Genomic DNA, 16,343 nt, shown 5'->3' with positions numbered 1-16,343 from the left:
TCCGGCCGCCCGCGGCTCGTTCGGATCACGACATCTTGACGGCAGATTTCCCCGACTCCGACAGGGAATCACGCAAGCGTCTACGGGAGTCGACGCCGAGCTTCGCGTACACCTTGCGCAGATGCCATTCCACTGTCCGGGCGCTGAGGAACATGGTGTCTCCGATTTCGGAGTTCGTGAGTCCCTCGACTGCGAGCTGGGCGATGCGGGTCTCCTGGGCGGTGAGATCCGCACTGGATTCGGTCGTTCGGCGACGTACGGTCTCGCCGGTGGCGATGAGTTCCTGGCGTGCGCGCTCGGCGAACCCGTCCAGCCCGAGCGCGCCGAACGTTTCGAAGGCCAAGCGCAATTGCGTGCGTGCCTCTCCGCGGCGATCCTCCCGTCGCAGGAACTCGCCGTATCGGAGCTGGGCCCTAGTGCGCTCGACCTGCAGCGTTGTGCGCGCCAGCCTGTCGGCTTCCTCCCGGTAGCAGTCTTCGGCACTGCGGCCTGACTGCAGCAGAGCTCGCCGACCGGCCTCGACTCCCAGCGCCATGTCGGTCCCGCTGGCCTGGGTGAAGGAGGAGAGCTGCTCGAACGCGCGGGCGGCCTCTGCGGTGTTGTCGCTGTGCACGCCTGCTTCTACGACCTCGGCGAGGGCCCACTTCGGAGGCCCGAGCTCAAGTGGTGAATCGGCGGCCATCCGGGCAGCGGTCAACGCTTCCGCGTGGCGTCCCAGTCCACTGAACATGACAGACTGGAACCAGCCGATCATGTTCAGGCCCACCCCTTCACCACGGGCGGTGACGTCCTCGAGCAGCTTGTGGAAGTTCGGCTCGGCCCGTTCCACATCGCCGCGGATGGCGCTCAGGCAGACCTCGCCGTACGGCATCATTGTGTTCTGCCCACCGGTCACCTCCGCAACCCAGGCGCATTCCGCGACCAGGGCTTCGGCCTCGGACAGATCGCCGCTGTAGAGGTCATAGATGATTCGGCTCGTGAGAGCGACCGGTAGCACGGCCAACGCGCCGATCTCGCGAATTGCCGTGAGGTGCCGATGGGTGAGGACGTCCCAGTTGGCGTCGTCGAACAGATCCGTGGCCGCGCACGCCGCGAGCCACGCGAAGCGCACCGACTCGTCGAGCGTGAGTTCGTCGGAACCGAATGCGCGTACGATGTCGAGCAATCCGGGCGCCGCTGCCGCGTAGCCGTCGGTGAACAGCTCCGCGATCCCGCGAAGCATCACGTCGGACTTCCCGGCCACCGGCGGTAACTGGATCCCGCGCATCGCCTCGGCGACTTGGCGCATGCCGATACCGGATCCGGAGGCGAGTCGGCCGGCGAACATCGCCGCGGCGAAGGCGTCGAGGTAAGTCTCCCGGGCGAGCTTCGGGTCGAGTTGCTCAAGACGGCCGGCCGCGGCGAGAAGCAGTGGGAGCCCTTTGTTCCCCCCTTCGGAGTGATGGGAGATCTGCGCCTGCAGGAGGTCCACCCGCGCGCTGTCCAACTCGCCGAGCGGCCCGGCCTGTGCTTGGGCGAGCAAGGACAGCGCGTCGTCGAAGGCTCCGGCCGATGCCTTCGCCTGCGCAGCTGCCAACGATCTCCGGGCTCGGTGATCGGGTTTCGGCGTGAGCGTGGCGGCTGTCTCGAGGAAGCCTGCCGCCGCAGCGAGCCCACCACGGCTGAGGGCGCGGTCCGCGGACTGCTCGAGCGCGTCCGCGACGGCCTCGTCGGGACCGGAGGCGGCGCGGGAGCGATGCCATGCGTGCCGATCCGGGTCCTCGTCCGCATCTGTGACATCGGCGAGCGCCTGGTGCGCGATGCGCCGATCCTCCGCGACGGCGGATCGGTAGACGGCAGACCGTACGAGCGGATGCCTGAACTCGACGCGGTGACGCAGTTCGATCATCCCAGTCGACTCAGCCGCCGAGACGTCCTCGTCACTGATCCCGAGCCGCCGTCCGGCACGATGCACCAGATCGACGTCTCCCACCGGGTCTGCCGCTGCGAGCACCAGCAGTTGCCTCGCCCGGGCCGAAAGGCCGTCCACCTTGCGTAGGAAACCATCCTGCAGGCGGTCGACCAGGCTCGGGGCCGCGCTGTCGTGGACACCGAATGTGCTGCTGGCGGAAGTCAACTCTCGGGGGAGTTCGAGGAGGGCCAGAGGGTTGCCGTGAGATTCGGCCAGCAAGCGGTCCCGGACCTGGCCGTCGAGACGTGCTGCGAGTACGGAATCCAGCAGGTCGGCCGCGTCCTGGTTACTGAGTCCCTGCAGCGGCAGCTGCGGCAACGCGGTCAGCGTGGGCTGATCATCCGTCGTACGGAGGGCGAATACCATCGCGACCGGCTCCGCGCGGAGCCGACGAGCGACGAACTCTAGCGTCTGCGCTGAAGCCTGATCGAGCCACTGGGCGTCGTCGATGACACACAGCAGCGGTTGCTGCTCGGCTGCGTAGCTCAGCAGGTTGAGCACGCCCAGCCCGACGACGAACCGATCCGGCGGCGCGCCGGACGCCAGTCCGAAGGTGGTGTCGAGTGCGGCCCGCTGCGGCTCTGGCAACCGGTCCATCCCGTCGAGAATTGGAACACAGAACTGCTCCAGACTCGCGAAGGCGAGCTCCATCTCCGACTCAACACCCGCTGTCCGGCTCACGCGGCATCCGTCGGCGTTCTCCAGCAGGTAGTGCAGCAGAGCGGTCTTGCCGATTCCGGCTTCGCCGGACAGAACCATGGCCTGACTTCGTCCGTCGCGAGTTTCGCCGAGGAGCGCCATCAGCGACTCGCACTCCGACCGTCGTCCGCGTAGCCCCGGCCACCCTGAGCTGAAAGTCATGAAAGCCCCCATCCCGTCCCGGTCCGCTGCAATCAGATCGGCAGCGGCATGGGGCGACGTCGGAGCCGACACAACATTTCACTTTGGCACCGACTCCGGTTGCGGGCAATGGCATTCTTCTCAGCCGGGCGACCGGCCGTCGGCGTGAGCCTCGCCCCGCGGAGCCACGGCCTCCCCGACAGCCCGTCCGAGGTCGAGTTCGACGCCCGAGGGTGTCTGCAGGCCGCGGTCGAGCAGGTCCCGCATCCGCGCGGCGTTCGCCGGCCGCCACGCGGTGCGGAGCAACGCGGCCATCCCCGGTCCGAACTCCTCGTCGGCGGGCAGCGACGCGAGGTCCAGCAGAGCTTTGGCCCCGACGATCACGGTCTTGTCGAATCCCGCGATGCGGCGCGCGAAACGATCGACGAAGTCGTCGAGTTCGTTGTCCGGAAGCACCCGGTTGACGTAGCCGTAGCGTTCGGCGAGGGCCGCCGGGAAGTCGTCGGCCCCGAGGACGATCTCGGCGGCCCGCGCGCGGCCGACCAGGCGCGCGAGCCGCGCCATCGCTCCGCCGCCGGGCACCGCGCCCAGGCCGACGTCCACCTGGCCTATGACGGCGTTCTCGCTCGCGAACCGGATGTCGGTGGCCAGGAGGAACTCACTGCCTGCGCCGCGGGCGCGGCCCCGGACTGCGGCGACGGTGACTGCCGGGACTTTGCTCAGCCGGACCAGGTTGTCTGCGTACGGGTGCAGTCCTGTCTGGCCCGGCTTCATCGTGGCCAGTCGAGCACGGTCGGCGGTGATGTCCCAGTGCGCCATGAAGAAGTCGACGTTCGGGCTGTCGAAGACCACGACCGTCAACGCGGGAGCTTCCTCGATCCGTGTGACGAGATCGCCGAGTTGTTCGATCGTGTCGAGGTCGATCAGGTTCACCGGTCCGTTGTTGAACGACGCCCTCCAGAAGGCGTCCGAGATCTCGGTGACGTGGAACTGCAGAGAGTTCATCGAAGGTCTCCGATCACTTGCCGAGAGACATCCAGCCGGAATGCTGACGAGACGACCATTACGCACTGTGCACGTGATCGCGCCAGTACCAGGCACTGGCCGATGCACTGGTGCTTCCGCCGAAATCAGCCGATCGGGAGCATGCCTCGACCGTCGGGGATCGCTGGACATCCGGGGATTGCGTACCGCGGAATCCGGTGCGAGCGTAGAGCGAGGTGCTTGGAGGGGGGCCTGCCGTTGAGAAGCAGCCGTCGGCCGCGCTTGCGCGGCCGACGCGACGAATGTGAGAAGCTCGAACGCCTGGTCGCATCCGCGCGTCTGGGCGGCCATGGAGTTGTGGTCCTGCGTGGTGCGCCCGGCATCGGCAAGAGCGCCCTGCTGGAGTACGTCGCGGCAGTCGCCGCGGATTGCCGCACGTTGCACGTCACCGGTGTCGAATCGCAGATGGAGCTTGCGTTCGCGGGGCTGCACGAATTCTGCGAGCCGCTGCTGCCCATGCTCGATCGACTTCCTGCCCCGCAGGCCGACGCGCTGGCGACCGCCTTCGGTCTCCGCGCCGGTACGCCACCGGACCAGTTCCTCGTCGGGCTCGCCACCTCGACCTTGCTGTCCGAAAGTGCCGGGGAGCGCCCGCTGGTGTGCATGATCGATGACGCCCAGTGGCTGGATCACGCCTCCGCGCGAACGTTGGCGTTCCTGGCTCGTCGCCTGACATCCCAGGCCGGCGTGAAGGCCGTCGCGTTGGTCGTCACGATCAGAGCAGGCGAGACCGCCGAGATCTGGGACGGACTGCCGGTCGTGGTGCTCAAGGGTCTGCGAACGCCGGACGCCCAAGCGATGCTGGACTCGGCGGTGCGTGGTCGTATCGACGCGCGCGTGCGGGAGCGCATCCTGGCTGAGGCGCACGGGAATCCTCTGGCCTTGCTCGAGCTGCCGCGATGGTTCAGCGCTGCCGAGCTCAGCTTCGGTCCGGCGCTCGGGAGCACGGTTGGCCGGAGGTCGCTGACCAGCCGGATGGAGGAGGGGTTTCTTCGTCGCCTCGAGCTGCTTCCCCACGAGTCGCGACTGCTACTGGTAATCGCGGCGGCGGAGCCGCTCGGTGATGTCCGCCTGTTGTGGCGTGCGGCCCAGAGCATGGGCATCAGCGTGGACGCCGCCCGCCCGGCCGAGACCGCAGGCCTGATCGAACTCCGCGAGACCGTGCGCTTCCGGCATCCTCTGGTGCGTTCGGTGGCCTACCGCTCGGCGGACGTGCGGGAGCGTCAGGCGGCACACCGGGCGCTGGCCGCGGCGACCGACCCGCTGGCGGACCCTGACCGGCAGGCTTGGCACCGCGCTTCCGCGGCGACAGGTCCGGACGAGGCCGTCGCGGCGCAACTCGAACGCTCCGCCGATCGTGCCCTGGCGCAAGGCGGACTGGCCGCGGCCGCCGCCTTCCTCGAGCGCGCCGCAGTACTGACGCCGGATGCCGGGGACCGGGTCCACCGACGATTGAACGCTGTCCAGGCGATGATGCACGCAGGCACCCTCGAGGCCGCGTCACGGTTGCTCGCAGTGACCGAACACGGACCTCTCGACGACCTCCAGCGCGCCCGCGCCGACGTTCTGCGCGCACAGATCGGGCTGACGAGCGGTCAGGGTGGGGCGGCGCTCCCGTTGCTCGTGAATGCCGCTCGTCGATTGGAGGTCCTTGACGTCGAGCTGGCCATGGACAGCTACGTCGACGCGTTCACCGCGACGTGGTTTGCCGGACACCTTGCCACCGATCCGGGCGCGCGGGCGGTCGCCTTGATGGTTCGCGACGTACCCGAACCGTCGCGGCCGCGCCGTGGGGACGACCTCCTCCGTGCACTCGCGGTGCTCTTCGGAGACGGTTACCAGACTGCGGTCCCGATGCTCCGATCCGCGATCCAGGCGTTCGACCGTGACGACATACCGGTGCAGGAGGCGGTCCGGTTCCTCTGGCTCGCGACGGTGGTCGCAATCGACCTGAGGGACAGCCAGGCATGGGATCGACTGGCCAGTCTGCACTTGCAGATCGCTCGGGACTCGGGTGCGGTGAGCGCATTGCCTCTGGCTCTCCATTCGCGGATCTTCGTGGACCTGTTCTCCGGCGATCTGCCCGCAGCGGCGGCTCTCGTCCAGGAGGCTGAGGCCGCGACCGATCTCGCGGAGTCGAGGATGACGCCGTACGGCGCGATCGGCCTGGCCGCGTTCGAGGGAAAGACCGAGCGTGCGACGGCATTCCTGGCGGCCGCGCGGCGTGACGCTGCCGCGCGTGGTGAGGGCCTCGGCGTGTCCCTGATCCACTGGGCGAACGCAGTGCTGAGCAACAGTCATCGGCACTACCCCGCGGCACTCGAATCCGCCCGTGCCGCCGCCACTCACCCTGAGGAGATGGTGGTCAGGTCGTGGAGCCTCGCGGAGCTCGTGGAGGCGGCGGCCCGCACCGGCGATTCGAATACGGCAGCAGGGGCCGCCGAACAACTCGCGGAGTCGGCTCGGGCGAGCGGAACGGACTGGGCGCTCGGCGTCGCGGCGCGTTCAGAGGCGCAACTCGACGGCCCCCGTACCGAAGACCTCTACCGGGAAGCGGTCGACCGTCTGGCGCGGACGAACTTGCGAGTCGAGACGGCCCGGACGCGATTGCTGTTCGGCGAGTGGCTGCGACGGGCCGGTCGCCGGCTGGAGTCACGTGTACATCTCCGATCCGCGCACGACGCCCTGGCGGCGATGGGGATGGAGGCGTTCGCGGACCGCGCGCGCCGCGAGCTTGGGGCCACCGGCGAGATAGTCCATCGGCAAACCGGTGAGCTCCAGCAGGAGCTCACGGCCCAGGAGTTGCACATCGCTCGCCTCGCAGCTGATGGCCTCACCAACGCCGAGATCGCCTCGGAGCTGTACATCAGCCCACGGACTGTCGAGTGGCACCTCCGCAAGGTCTTCACGAAGTTGGGTGTCACGGCCCGGCGGCAACTGACCGGCGCGCTGCGCGGGATGAGCGTGGGGCCGTGACGTTGTCCACGGTCGGACGCGATACGACACGGTGTGCGGATCGCACCGTGCCAGCTGGTCAACATCGTTCGCCCGGCCTGACCGCGAGTGCGGTACCCAGGCCCGGGACTGGAGCATGGGAGATCGGATGAGGCAGCAGCCACCGGTTCGACCGCTGTCCCTGGACAGCCTTGACGTCAGCAGCAAACCACATGTCCAGTTCCTCGTCACCGAGCATTGGAGTCTGCTGGCCACCCGCAGCATGACGTGGAGCGAGATCTTCAGCCGGACCGGCACCTATCTGACGGTTCTGTCGGCGGCCGTCATCGCGCTGTCGCTGGTGGCCAACGCGACAGGATTCGGGCCGGACTTCCGGACCTTCGCACTGCTGATCCTGCCGGTCGTTCTGCTGATCGGAGTCGGGACGTTCTTCCGCCTGATCGAGGCAGATGTCGAGGATGCGTGGATGGTGCTCGGCATGAATCGGCTCCGGCACGCATACATCGAGCTCGCACCAGAGCTGGAAACCTACTTCGTCTCAAGTCATCATGACGACAAGCCGGGCCTGATGCGGACTTACGCTTTCCGAGATCGCGTCGGCGTCACGCACTGGATGTCGGGGTCGCCTCTCGTCGTCGGCGTGGTCGACGCGGTCGTCACCGGTGTGCTGGCCGGGGTGATCTGCCAGGCGGTGGGCGCTGCGCCAGCGGTGCGCACGCTGGTCGGCGTTCTGACCGCCGTGATGACGGCTGTCGTGCTCGGCATGATCGGGTACCGGAAGGTCCACCAGGTGAGCCGTGACTATCACCCGCAGTTTCCGGGTTGACCGCCGTGTCCCAGTTTGCGCCCGCGTTGGCCTGTCGGTGAGGACGTACCGTTGACTTCGTCCGTCATATATCGGTAGGCGGCCAAGGAGGCCTGGTCCGGCGTGCTCCCGCGCTCGCGTTCCTGCAGGTATCTGCCGTACCAATCCAGCCACGCCTGCGGCGCAGCGACCTGCTCGAATGCGTCATGCTGCCGGGCGATCTCGCGTCGTACCTCGGTCGTCGGCACCATCGGGTCGCTGTCGTGGCTGCTCTTCCATTCCCGGCCCGGGAGCCGGGTCTTGACCTCCTGCAGCAGCCAGCCGTTGCCGTCCGGGTCCGCGAACGAGGCGTAGGTGAAGTACGAGCGTTCGGCCGGGTCTCGGCCCGGCACGCGCGACGCGATCTCCCCACTGCGACCGGGGCTGCGCTCGTAGTGGTACACGTCGCTGACCTCGACTCCGCGATTGACGAGGTCGGTTCGGGCGGCGTCGATGTCGTCGACGACAAGCATCAGCCGGGCAGCAGATCCTGGCTCGGCGGACGTCAGGCCGATGCCGAACTGGATGGAGGCCCGAGACCGAGGAGGGGTGAACTGCACGGTGCGGAAGTCGCCGTCGACAGCGCGGTCGTTGTCCAGGCGCCAGCCTAGGGATTGATAGAACGCCTTGGAACGGTCCACGTCGGCGACCGGCAGCGTGACGACCTCGAGTCGAAACGCCACAGGAGCTGGCGTCGATGCCGGTGCTCTATCACTGCGATCCGGGCTAAAGCTCATCGAAACCCTCCACGACAAGTCGTGCCCCGCGGCCCGGCTCGTCGTTGGAAGGTGTCCGCGCCTCGGCTGCGCCATCAGTTGTCAACAGCTTCGTTGGCCAGCGCCTGGCAGGCACCCGGGATCCCCACTGGTCAAGTCCCTGGGACGGACACCGAGCAGGTTTGTCGCCAGTGACCAGGGTGACAGCCAGGGGTTGATCCGGGCGCGATCTCGCCTAGTACGGCGTCATCGTGAGAGCAGGACCTGAGCGAGTCAAGGACCTTCTTGGAGGTATCGAGCGATGGCAACTTTCTCGGCTGGTTTCACCGGCCGGCACAACCGCAGCAGTCCCCACGCCGAGCTGCCACCTGGCCAGTACGAAACGCAGGATTTCCCGGTGCTGTCGGCGGGAGCCACTCCACACGTGCCTGTCGATGCCTGGCGTTTGGAGATCGGGGGAGATCAAGGCGTCGTCAGGAGCTGGAGCTGGGAGGAGTTCCGTGCCCTGGACACCGAACAGGTCAACGTCGACATCCATTGTGTGACGCGGTGGAGCAAACTCGGCACCACCTGGACCGGAGTACCGGTCGATGCTCTGCTGTCGGACGTGGACCTGGACGGCGACTTCGTGACCGCCTTCTCGTACGGCGGGTACACGACCAATCTCCCGCTCGAGGACCTGCTCGACGGCAAGGCTTGGGTGGCGTTCGAGTACGAGGCCGAGCCGCTCGATCCCGAGCACGGTGGTCCCGCACGTCTGCTAGTGCCTCATCAAGCAACGTTGGGTAGGTAATCCGGTCGGCGGATCTTGGAGTCGATGGCGAAGCGTGTCTTGGCTTGCGCTCGCTTGTTCTTCCAGCGGATGTAGCCGGCGATCGCGTTCTCCTGTGCGGTGTGGCTGGGGTAGTCGCTGCCGTCGAGGGTGAAGTACCGCAGGGCGGTGAACTCGCACTCGATCCAGTTCAGCCAGGACGCGTTGCTCGGCGTGAACACCAACTCGATCTGGTTGTCTGCGCACCAGGTGGCGACCTCGGTCTTCTTGTGCGGTGAGAAGTTGTCGCACACGACGTACAGCCTGCCGGCCGGGAACCGGGCGCGGAGTTGCTTGAGGAAGCCGAGGAACTCGGTGAAGCGTTTGCGGTCGCGGAACCGGTAGAACATCTGCCCGGTGGCCAGATCCAGCGCGGCGAACATGTGCCGGATTCCGCCGGTGCGGTTGAAGGTGGCCCGCAATCGAGCCGGGCGTCCGATGGGAAACCAGCCCCTGCCCGGGCGCGGCTGCAGGTTCAGCGGACCGAACTCGTCAACACAGATCACCCGGCCGTCGGCTGGCGGATGGTCGTACAGGTCCAGGACGCGGGCCATCTTTTGGGTGAAGTCCGGGTCCTTGCTGGCCTTCCAGGTCTTGGTCGCCTGCCACCTGACGCCTGCCGCGCGAAGGATCTGGCGAACCGACTCGGTGCTGATCCGGATGCTCTTGTGCTCAGCCAGGTACTCGACCAGCTTCGACAGGCTCCACGTGGTGAACGGGCGCGCCAGTTGCTGCGGTGGGGTCTTGGCGATCCGGCAGACCGTTTCACGAACCGGGGGACCGAACCTCGCCGGCCGGCCCCCGCTCCATTTTGGGTCCAGCGCCGCGAACCCCTGCTCGTTGAACGCGTGGATCACCTCCCGCGCATACTGCGGCTTCATCGCGAACATCTCCGCCGCATCTGCCGCACTCCTGCCCTGCGCCGACGCCAGAACGACCCCGGCCCGACGCAACCGGACCCGATCCTTCGTGGTTCGCGTGATCTTCACCAGACGCTGCGCTTCCTCCGGTTCGAGCTGGCGCACGAACACCTCAGGCTGTCGAGCCATGACCACCTCCGGCAGCCAGCCTTCAGACCAACCAGCGGACCGGTCAACCCGACACGGTTACAACCCCAACGTTTCTTGGAGAGGCACTAGTTCCGCATCTGTACTTCTGGAAGAGCGCGAAGTGGCTGCGAGGACTGCGGTTGCACGATCAAGACGAGCCGGGTTTCTGGGAGCAGTTGGGTTACCACAACTACGGAGATCCGTGGCGCGAGGAGCGGCACTGGAACGACTGACGTCGCGCGCCTGCCGGTATCGAACCTAGGGAGCCTCGATGGACGCCTCGCTGACCTATCTCGACGGAAACGCTGCCGCCGGCCCGCTGTCCGAGCTGCTCGCCTTCGACATCACGACGGCGGTCGGCCGGTGCGGCGCCTGCCGTTCCAGCATGATGATGGCGCAATGCCGGGTGTACATCGGACCGGGCCTCGTTCTGCGCTGCGCCTACTGCGACGAGGTGCTGGCCCGTCTGGTCGTCGCCGGGAACAGCTCCTGGTTGGACATGACTGGCCTCGCCTGCCTGCAGATCAACCGTGCCGCACAGGGCCGATGACGCCAAGCGCACCCCGAGCGCCTGATCTCTACGGGAGAACGACATGACCGATCTGACAGTGACGAATCGACGGGTCGACAGCTCGGCCAACGAAGATCTGGCCGAACTCGCACGTCATGGCGCTACCGCCTTCGGCTACCAGGCCGACCTTCGGATCGACCGCAAGCTCGCCGAACTCCTGCGCCTGCGGGTATCTCAGATCAACAACTGCGCCTACTGCCTGAATGTCCACTACGGGGCCGCTCGGAACTTCGGCGTCCGGCAGCCGGTAATCGACACCCTCACTGCCTGGTGGGAGACAGACTTCCATGATGACGCCGCCCGTGCTGCCCTCGCTTACGCGGAGGCGATCACGCGGGTGGCCGACGCGACGGTCGCCGACGACTTCGCTGCACGGCACGACGCGCTCGCCGAGCATTTCCGGCCCGAGGAGATCCTCGAGATTATTGGGGTCGTCATCAACATGAATGTGTGGACCAGGCTGAAGCTCGCCGAGGGAGTTGCCCTCGGGCCGGCCGAACAGGCCGCGTCGTGAAGCCGCTCACGTGTGAGGCCGCAGTACATCTCGCAAACGATCAGCTCACCGGGTTGCTGCCGGTAGCCGACCGCGCGGCGTTCGAGGGCCACGTGGCCGGCTGCAACGACTGCTCGTGCCTGATGGACCAACTGCAGAGCACGGTGGGACTGCTTCGGTCACGCCCTCAGAGGCATCCCAGTGATTCGGTGCGTGCCATGATCGCCGACATGGACAGTGGCCGTGCCGAGCTGCTGACCGCACAACTGCCACATCTCTATGCGCTTGCTAGCGCCCTCGACGCCGACGCAGCCGACGATTTGGTGCAGGAGACCGTCGCGTCCGCGCTCGCAGACCCTGCGACCGATACGTCCGGTCCGGGCCTCGCCGCTGCCCTCGAGCGACTCGCCGCCATGCCCCTGCCCGACGTCCAGTCCCCGGTCGCGCCGGTGCCGGGCATGGACCCGGACGCCGACGCGGCTGAGGTGTTCTATCCCGACTTCTACACCGACGGCCCGGACGCCGGCGCGTGGGTCAATCCACCTGTGGCGTGGGGAGAGGCGCGGGTGCTCAGTCCTGACGACGCGCTCGTGACGGTCGAGACGTACAGCGCTGTCGCCGCGGCGCTCACCAAGCTCGATCCGGTCGACGTCGGTCTCCTCAGCCTGGTCGACATCGAGAGCGCGCCTTTGAGTCGGGCCGTCATCGAGCTCGGCCTTTCTCCGGACGAGGCGCGCGAGCGACTCGCGCGGGCGCGGTTCGCCGTACGGGCCGCACTCGACCGCGAATTGCGTCGGTAGTACTGGGCTCGCCCGACGTGCGCGTGGCCGCGGCAACACTGTCGCGGCCACGCGCACTCGACGAACGACGTCCTACCGCAGTGAGCTGAACGCGGCGCGTACTTCGGCGCAGAAAAGGTCTGGCTCCTCCCAGGAGGCGAAGTGGCCGCCCTTGTCGACCTCGTTGAAGTAGGCGACGCCTGGGTAGACCGTCTCGACCCAACTGCGCGGGGCGGCCCAGAGTTCGCCGGGGAATGTCGTGAAGCCGACCGGAACCTTGACCGGCGGCGGTGCCTGGCCGGCCGCCGCAGCCGCTGCCACGAAGCGTCCGAACTCCCAGTACCAGCGAGCTGCGGACGCGCCGGTGCCGGTCAACCAGTAGGTAGTGATGTTGTCGAGGATGTTCTGCTTGGTGAGATTGCCGACGGGCTGGTCCTCGACGAACGCCTGGGACATCTTGTAGTAGCTGTCCGTGTCGTGGTCGAGCATCCAGGCTGCCAGCCCGACCGGCGAGTCGAGCAACGAGTACCCGATCGTCTGCGGTCGGTTGGTCTGCTCGAGGAAGTAGCCGAAGCCGTCGGTCATGAACGCGTTGAGGGCGTCAAGCGCCGTGCGTTCCTGCTCGGAGTTGGCCGGCAGCTGGTCCTTGAAGGCGATCGCTCCGGCGAGCAGGTTGACGTGGATCCCGACCAGCCCGTCGGGCGCAAGCCGGCCCATAGCATCGGTGACCGACGCGCCCACGTCGCCGCCCTGGGCGACGTAGCGGGTGTAGCCGAGGCGCTCCATCAGTGTCGCCCATGCCTGCGCGATCCGGCCGGAGTGCCAGCCGAGCTCGGACGGCTGGCTGGAGAAGCCGTACCCGGGCAACGACGGCAGCACCAGGTGGAACGCGTCCTCGGCCCTGCCACCGTGAGCAGTCGGATCGGTGAGCGGACCGATGGTGTCGAGCAGCTCGGCGACCGAGCCGGGCCAGCCGTGGGTCATGATCAGCGGAAGCGCGTCCTCGTGCCGCGACCTGACGTGGATGAAGTGGATCTCGACGCCGTCGATCTGGGTCGTGTACTGGGGGAGCGTGTTCAGTCTGGCCTCGAACGTGCGCCAGTCGTATTCGTTCGCCCAGTACCGGGCGAGGGCCTCGACGGTCGCCCGCTGCACGCCCTGGGACCGGTCTGAGACGAGCTCCTTGGTCGGCCAGCGCGTTCCCATGATCCGCCGGAGCATGTCTTCGAGCTGTTCTTGCGGAATGTCGATCTGGAACGACTCGATGCCGGTCGCGGTGTCGACAGTGGTGCTCATGACGCCTCCTTGGCGCAGCGACCTGGTGGCGGCGCGGATCTCTGTCGAACGGCAGGTCCGTCCACTGGCAGGTCGTGGGGTGGTTCAGGATCTCCCTGGGGGAGTCCCGATGTGGTTGGTGACTCCATCAAGCCTGGTCCCACGGCTCTGTCCTCCGCCCCCGTTGCAGCCCCTGGTCTGCTCCCGGGTCTGCCCGGGGTTCTGCTCCTGTCTCACCGGACCGGTCCGCTTCGGTACGGCGCCAGGAAGGACGTCAGAGCGCTGAGCACCTCGTTGGGTGCCTGCTCGGCGACCCAGTGGCCATTCGGAACGTTCACGCCTTGAACGTCGTCCGCCACCAAGCTCATGGCCATCGCGGCGCCGCCCGGGACGCCTTCCTGCGCCACGATCGCCAGCACCGGCAAGGTGAGCCTGTTGATTGCCCGCACCTTGTTCTGGGCGGCGCTCTCCGGAATCGCGCGGTACCACCCGAAGCTGCCGCGCAGCGCATCGCGGCCGGACTGCAGGATGCGGATGTAATAGTTCACCGCGTACTCCGGCAGTTTGTTGACCCCGGCCCAGACGTCGAACTCCGCGCCGAAGAAGATGTCTTCTCGTCCCCGTACCAGCGCTTCGTTGATGTGGGCCGGCAGTTGGTTGAACGCGAGGTGCCACAGGCGCGCGTTCAGGTCCGGTGGCTGGAAGAGGGCGGGGGAGGGCGACACGCCGAAGACGGACGCCTCCGAAACAATCAAGCGGTCGATGCGGTCGCGGTGATCGGCGGCGAGCGCGTAGGCGATCGACAATCCGGTGTCAGTGCCGTACACCGCGAACCGCTGGTGCCCGAGCGCCTCCATCAGTGCGACCAGGTCATCCGCCTGGGTGGCGGTGTCGTACCCGTGCAGGGGCTTGTCGGACAAGCCGATGCCGCGCTGATCGACGGCGATGACCTGGAATTCCCGCGCCAGCGCAGGCATCAGCATGCGCCACGCGTACCAGGTCTGTGGCCAGCCGTGCACCAGCAACAGCGGCCGGCCGCGGCCACCGATGACCGCGTGCAGGCGCACGTCACCGATGTCGATGTAGCGGCTGGTGAAGGTGGTGCGAAACCCCGGTGGAAGGTGCGGTGCTCCCGAGACGGAGCCGGGACCTTGCGGGGCGTGCCCGCGTGTAACCGAAGGGACGGTGGCCGTTGCCGGCGCGGCCTGGGCCGCCATCGCGTTGCTCCCCAGGCCGAGTGCGAGAGCACCCGCCCCTGCGGCGCGGACCACGTCACGCCGGGAGATCCCGACGTCGACAACGGCTGCGGAGTATTCGTCCTCGTTCTTGTTGGACATGCTTGTTCCCTTCACAGGACATGGGGCTGCGGTGCGGACAGCCCAGCCTGACTCGCCCAGTGAGCGCGGCGCCCCCGTCACTCCCCCTGGTCCCGCCCCTGGTTGCTTCAGGACCTGGTTCCGACGAGGACGACCGGGCTGCGTGCGAGGCGCTGGACGGTGTCGGCCGTGGATCGACGAACGAAGCCGCTGAGCCGACCGGGCGCGCCGGAGCCGACGACAGTCAGGGCGGCGGACGCCGACTCTGCGAGGATCGCCGATTCCGCCAGGCCGGCAACGATGCGCCAGCGGACGTGGATCTCCGGGTACGCGAGCTGTAGCAGGCGAGCGGCCTCGCCGATATCACCACCTTTACGCGTCCTGGCATGGACAATCGTGAGGCCGGTACGACGACGCCGTGCGGCGCGAAACGCGAACGCGAGAGCGGTGACCGGTCCGCCGTTCTCGTCGACGCCGACAACGACCCGACCGGATGACGGACCGATCGCTTCCGGACCGGCCAACCCGATCACCGCGACGGCGCCTGTCGTTTGGCGGAACAAGTGCCGGGTCGACCATCTGACGAAGCGGTCGGACGAGTGATCCCGTCCGACGACCAGGAGACTCTCGCTGCCACCGTGCCGAACCAGATCGGCCACGATCGCCGAAGGTTTCCCCGGGCAGATGTACGGCGTGACCCGCAGGCTGGGCACGATGTGCCGCGCCAATCGCTCCGCGGTCAGGGCGACCCGCTCAGCCTCTCCGCGGGCTCGCACGTCAACGATCGGATTCCCGAACCCGTCGTCGGTCCCGTGCCATCGGAACGCATACGCGACCCGCAACTCCGACTGACGCGCGGCTGCCTCGGCGGCCGCCCATTCGATCGCGTCCTGGTGCGTTCGCAAATCGTTGACCAAGACCACCACCGGTCCGTCGTCAGCGCGCTGCGAAGTACCGGCCGCGGCCCCGGACGCGGCTTTCGTCGCTCGACCACGAAACAGCTTCATCGAATACCTCCGCCCTCTTCGTGGTTCCACCGTCATCGGCGGAGGAGTTTGAAGATCGCGGCCGTGGTTGTTCCGTAGACAAGGTGAGCGGTGAGATCCTTCGTGATGGTGCGGCGGTCGTACTCCCAGATCGGCTCGTAGAGATCGGCGGCCGGGAGAACGATGTAGCCCGATCCCCACACACCGGCTCCGAAGGGGAGGCCGAACCAAGCACGCGGTGTCTTCGCTGAGCCGGCGAGGATTCCGTAGGCGGCCCCGTTGAAGATGCCGTATCCCCAGTGCGTGAGGTTGTTGACCAAGGCCGAGCGCTCGTTGGGCAGCTCACGGCGGAACAGCCCTTCGAACAGCCGTCTCCCCACCCCGCGCCGGTGCCGGCGCCTGGTCCCAGGCGTCCACGTTGGCAGACAGCTCCCACCGTGGGAACCCATCTTTGCCGCCGTCCTTGCGGTAGCGGAGATACAGCAATGCGTCCATTGCCAACGTGCCGACGGTCCCCGCCAGAAGGCCGCGAGTCACGGCTCCGACAGGCGTGACACTGCGATTGACCTTCATCACTGCGCGCTCCTCTCAGGCGGGACGGCCGATCCGTCCGACATAACAAGAGCGTCATCTACTACTTGCGTTGTCACACCCGTGGATCACCCGGGTCTTCCTACGGGCCGTGTCACGGCGGAAGAACGGCGTCGATCCCG

Annotated in this window: 15 protein-coding genes; 7 read left to right on the top strand and 8 right to left on the bottom strand. The window is 67.4% G+C overall.

Annotation, left to right across the window (positions count from 1 at the left end):
- Positions 1-25 precede the first annotated feature (25 nt).
- Positions 26-2,812 (bottom strand): ATP-binding protein, encoded by a 2,787-nt coding sequence (locus BJY22_RS35370; protein ID WP_167215843.1) that lies wholly within the window; start codon positions 2,810-2,812, stop codon positions 26-28.
- Positions 2,813-2,932: 120 nt separating this feature from the next.
- Positions 2,933-3,796, bottom strand: coding sequence for an enoyl-CoA hydratase/isomerase family protein (locus BJY22_RS35365; protein ID WP_167215842.1), 864 nt, complete (start codon positions 3,794-3,796; stop codon positions 2,933-2,935).
- 102 nt (positions 3,797-3,898) lie between these two features.
- On the opposite strand from BJY22_RS35365, the gene BJY22_RS35360 reads away from it, so the two are divergent.
- Both BJY22_RS35360 and BJY22_RS35355 read left to right on the top strand, forming a co-directional pair.
- Positions 3,899-6,811, top strand: a complete 2,913-nt coding sequence (locus tag BJY22_RS35360; RefSeq protein WP_337759740.1) for a helix-turn-helix transcriptional regulator — start codon at positions 3,899-3,901, stop codon at positions 6,809-6,811.
- Between the two features lie 127 nt (positions 6,812-6,938).
- Entirely contained in the window at positions 6,939-7,616 is a 678-nt protein-coding gene (locus BJY22_RS35355; protein ID WP_167215838.1) for a hypothetical protein, read from the top strand.
- Here the strand turns inward: BJY22_RS35355 and BJY22_RS35350 are convergent.
- The gene (locus tag BJY22_RS35350) at positions 7,595-8,317 is read right to left on the bottom strand and encodes a VOC family protein (protein ID WP_337759739.1); all 723 of its coding nucleotides are present in this window, start codon (positions 8,315-8,317) and stop codon (positions 7,595-7,597) included. The two genes, BJY22_RS35355 and BJY22_RS35350, sit on opposite strands and share 22 nt — an antisense overlap.
- A 334-nt stretch (positions 8,318-8,651) precedes the next feature.
- Here BJY22_RS35350 and BJY22_RS35345 point away from each other — a divergent pair, with 334 nt between their 5' ends.
- Positions 8,652-9,143, top strand: coding sequence for a molybdopterin-dependent oxidoreductase (locus BJY22_RS35345; RefSeq protein WP_167215834.1), 492 nt, complete (start codon positions 8,652-8,654; stop codon positions 9,141-9,143).
- Here BJY22_RS35345 and BJY22_RS35340 read toward each other — a convergent pair.
- On the bottom strand, positions 9,122-10,210 hold the full coding sequence (locus BJY22_RS35340) for an IS630 family transposase (RefSeq protein ID WP_167204589.1): 1,089 nt from the start codon (positions 10,208-10,210) through the stop codon (positions 9,122-9,124). The two genes, BJY22_RS35345 and BJY22_RS35340, sit on opposite strands and share 22 nt — an antisense overlap.
- Positions 10,211-10,308: 98 nt before the next feature.
- Between BJY22_RS35340 and BJY22_RS42700 the strand changes: the two genes are divergently transcribed.
- The 4 genes from BJY22_RS42700 to BJY22_RS35320 all read left to right on the top strand — a co-directional run bounded on the left by BJY22_RS42700 (position 10,309) and on the right by BJY22_RS35320 (position 12,074).
- Entirely contained in the window at positions 10,309-10,443 is a 135-nt protein-coding gene (locus BJY22_RS42700) for a molybdopterin-binding protein (RefSeq protein WP_272955056.1), read from the top strand.
- 38 nt (positions 10,444-10,481) lie between these two features.
- Positions 10,482-10,760, top strand: coding sequence for a DUF6510 family protein (locus BJY22_RS35330; RefSeq protein ID WP_167215832.1), 279 nt, complete (start codon positions 10,482-10,484; stop codon positions 10,758-10,760).
- A 43-nt stretch (positions 10,761-10,803) separates the two neighbouring features.
- The gene (locus BJY22_RS35325) at positions 10,804-11,295 is read left to right on the top strand and encodes a carboxymuconolactone decarboxylase family protein (protein ID WP_167215830.1); all 492 of its coding nucleotides are present in this window, start codon (positions 10,804-10,806) and stop codon (positions 11,293-11,295) included.
- 209 nt (positions 11,296-11,504) lie between these two features.
- Entirely contained in the window at positions 11,505-12,074 is a 570-nt protein-coding gene (locus BJY22_RS35320) for a hypothetical protein (RefSeq protein ID WP_167215828.1), read from the top strand.
- A 72-nt stretch (positions 12,075-12,146) separates the two neighbouring features.
- On the opposite strand, the gene BJY22_RS35315 is transcribed toward BJY22_RS35320, so the two are convergent.
- From BJY22_RS35315 to BJY22_RS35300, 4 genes are all read right to left on the bottom strand, one after another.
- Complete coding sequence (locus tag BJY22_RS35315; protein WP_167215826.1) at positions 12,147-13,349, bottom strand: epoxide hydrolase family protein; 1,203 nt, start codon at positions 13,347-13,349, stop codon at positions 12,147-12,149.
- 212 nt (positions 13,350-13,561) lie between these two features.
- The gene (locus BJY22_RS35310; protein WP_167215824.1) at positions 13,562-14,545 is read right to left on the bottom strand and encodes an alpha/beta fold hydrolase; all 984 of its coding nucleotides are present in this window, start codon (positions 14,543-14,545) and stop codon (positions 13,562-13,564) included.
- 227 nt (positions 14,546-14,772) lie between these two features.
- Positions 14,773-15,651 carry a universal stress protein gene (locus tag BJY22_RS35305; protein ID WP_167215822.1) on the bottom strand — a complete coding sequence of 293 codons (879 nt, stop codon included), beginning with the start codon at positions 15,649-15,651 and terminating at the stop codon, positions 14,773-14,775.
- A gap of 32 nt (positions 15,652-15,683) precedes the next feature.
- Positions 15,684-16,010: a DUF1440 domain-containing protein gene (locus tag BJY22_RS35300; protein WP_167215820.1), complete on the bottom strand. Its 327-nt coding sequence runs from the start codon at positions 16,008-16,010 to the stop codon at positions 15,684-15,686.
- Positions 16,011-16,343 lie beyond the last annotated feature (333 nt).

Origin of the sequence: Kribbella shirazensis (assembly GCF_011761605.1) — a bacterium.
Classification (GTDB): Bacteria; Actinomycetota; Actinomycetes; order Propionibacteriales; family Kribbellaceae; genus Kribbella; species Kribbella shirazensis.
This window is presented reverse-complemented; position numbering and strand designations above follow the sequence as displayed.

Coding starts and splice junctions, on each gene's coding strand:
- BJY22_RS35315 (WP_167215826.1), bottom strand. CDS start 13,349: ATGAGCACCACTGTCGACACCGCGACCGGCATCGAGTCGTTCCAGATC.
- BJY22_RS35360 (WP_337759740.1), top strand. CDS start 3,899: ATGCACTGGTGCTTCCGCCGAAATCAGCCGATCGGGAGCATGCCTCGA.
- BJY22_RS35355 (WP_167215838.1), top strand. CDS start 6,939: ATGAGGCAGCAGCCACCGGTTCGACCGCTGTCCCTGGACAGCCTTGAC.
- BJY22_RS35370 (WP_167215843.1), bottom strand. CDS start 2,812: ATGACTTTCAGCTCAGGGTGGCCGGGGCTACGCGGACGACGGTCGGAG.
- BJY22_RS35320 (WP_167215828.1), top strand. CDS start 11,505: ATGGACAGTGGCCGTGCCGAGCTGCTGACCGCACAACTGCCACATCTC.
- BJY22_RS35310 (WP_167215824.1), bottom strand. CDS start 14,545: ATGGCGGCCCAGGCCGCGCCGGCAACGGCCACCGTCCCTTCGGTTACA.
- BJY22_RS35330 (WP_167215832.1), top strand. CDS start 10,482: ATGGACGCCTCGCTGACCTATCTCGACGGAAACGCTGCCGCCGGCCCG.
- BJY22_RS35305 (WP_167215822.1), bottom strand. CDS start 15,651: ATGAAGCTGTTTCGTGGTCGAGCGACGAAAGCCGCGTCCGGGGCCGCG.
- BJY22_RS35365 (WP_167215842.1), bottom strand. CDS start 3,796: ATGAACTCTCTGCAGTTCCACGTCACCGAGATCTCGGACGCCTTCTGG.
- BJY22_RS35340 (WP_167204589.1), bottom strand. CDS start 10,210: ATGGCTCGACAGCCTGAGGTGTTCGTGCGCCAGCTCGAACCGGAGGAA.
- BJY22_RS35325 (WP_167215830.1), top strand. CDS start 10,804: ATGACCGATCTGACAGTGACGAATCGACGGGTCGACAGCTCGGCCAAC.
- BJY22_RS35345 (WP_167215834.1), top strand. CDS start 8,652: ATGGCAACTTTCTCGGCTGGTTTCACCGGCCGGCACAACCGCAGCAGT.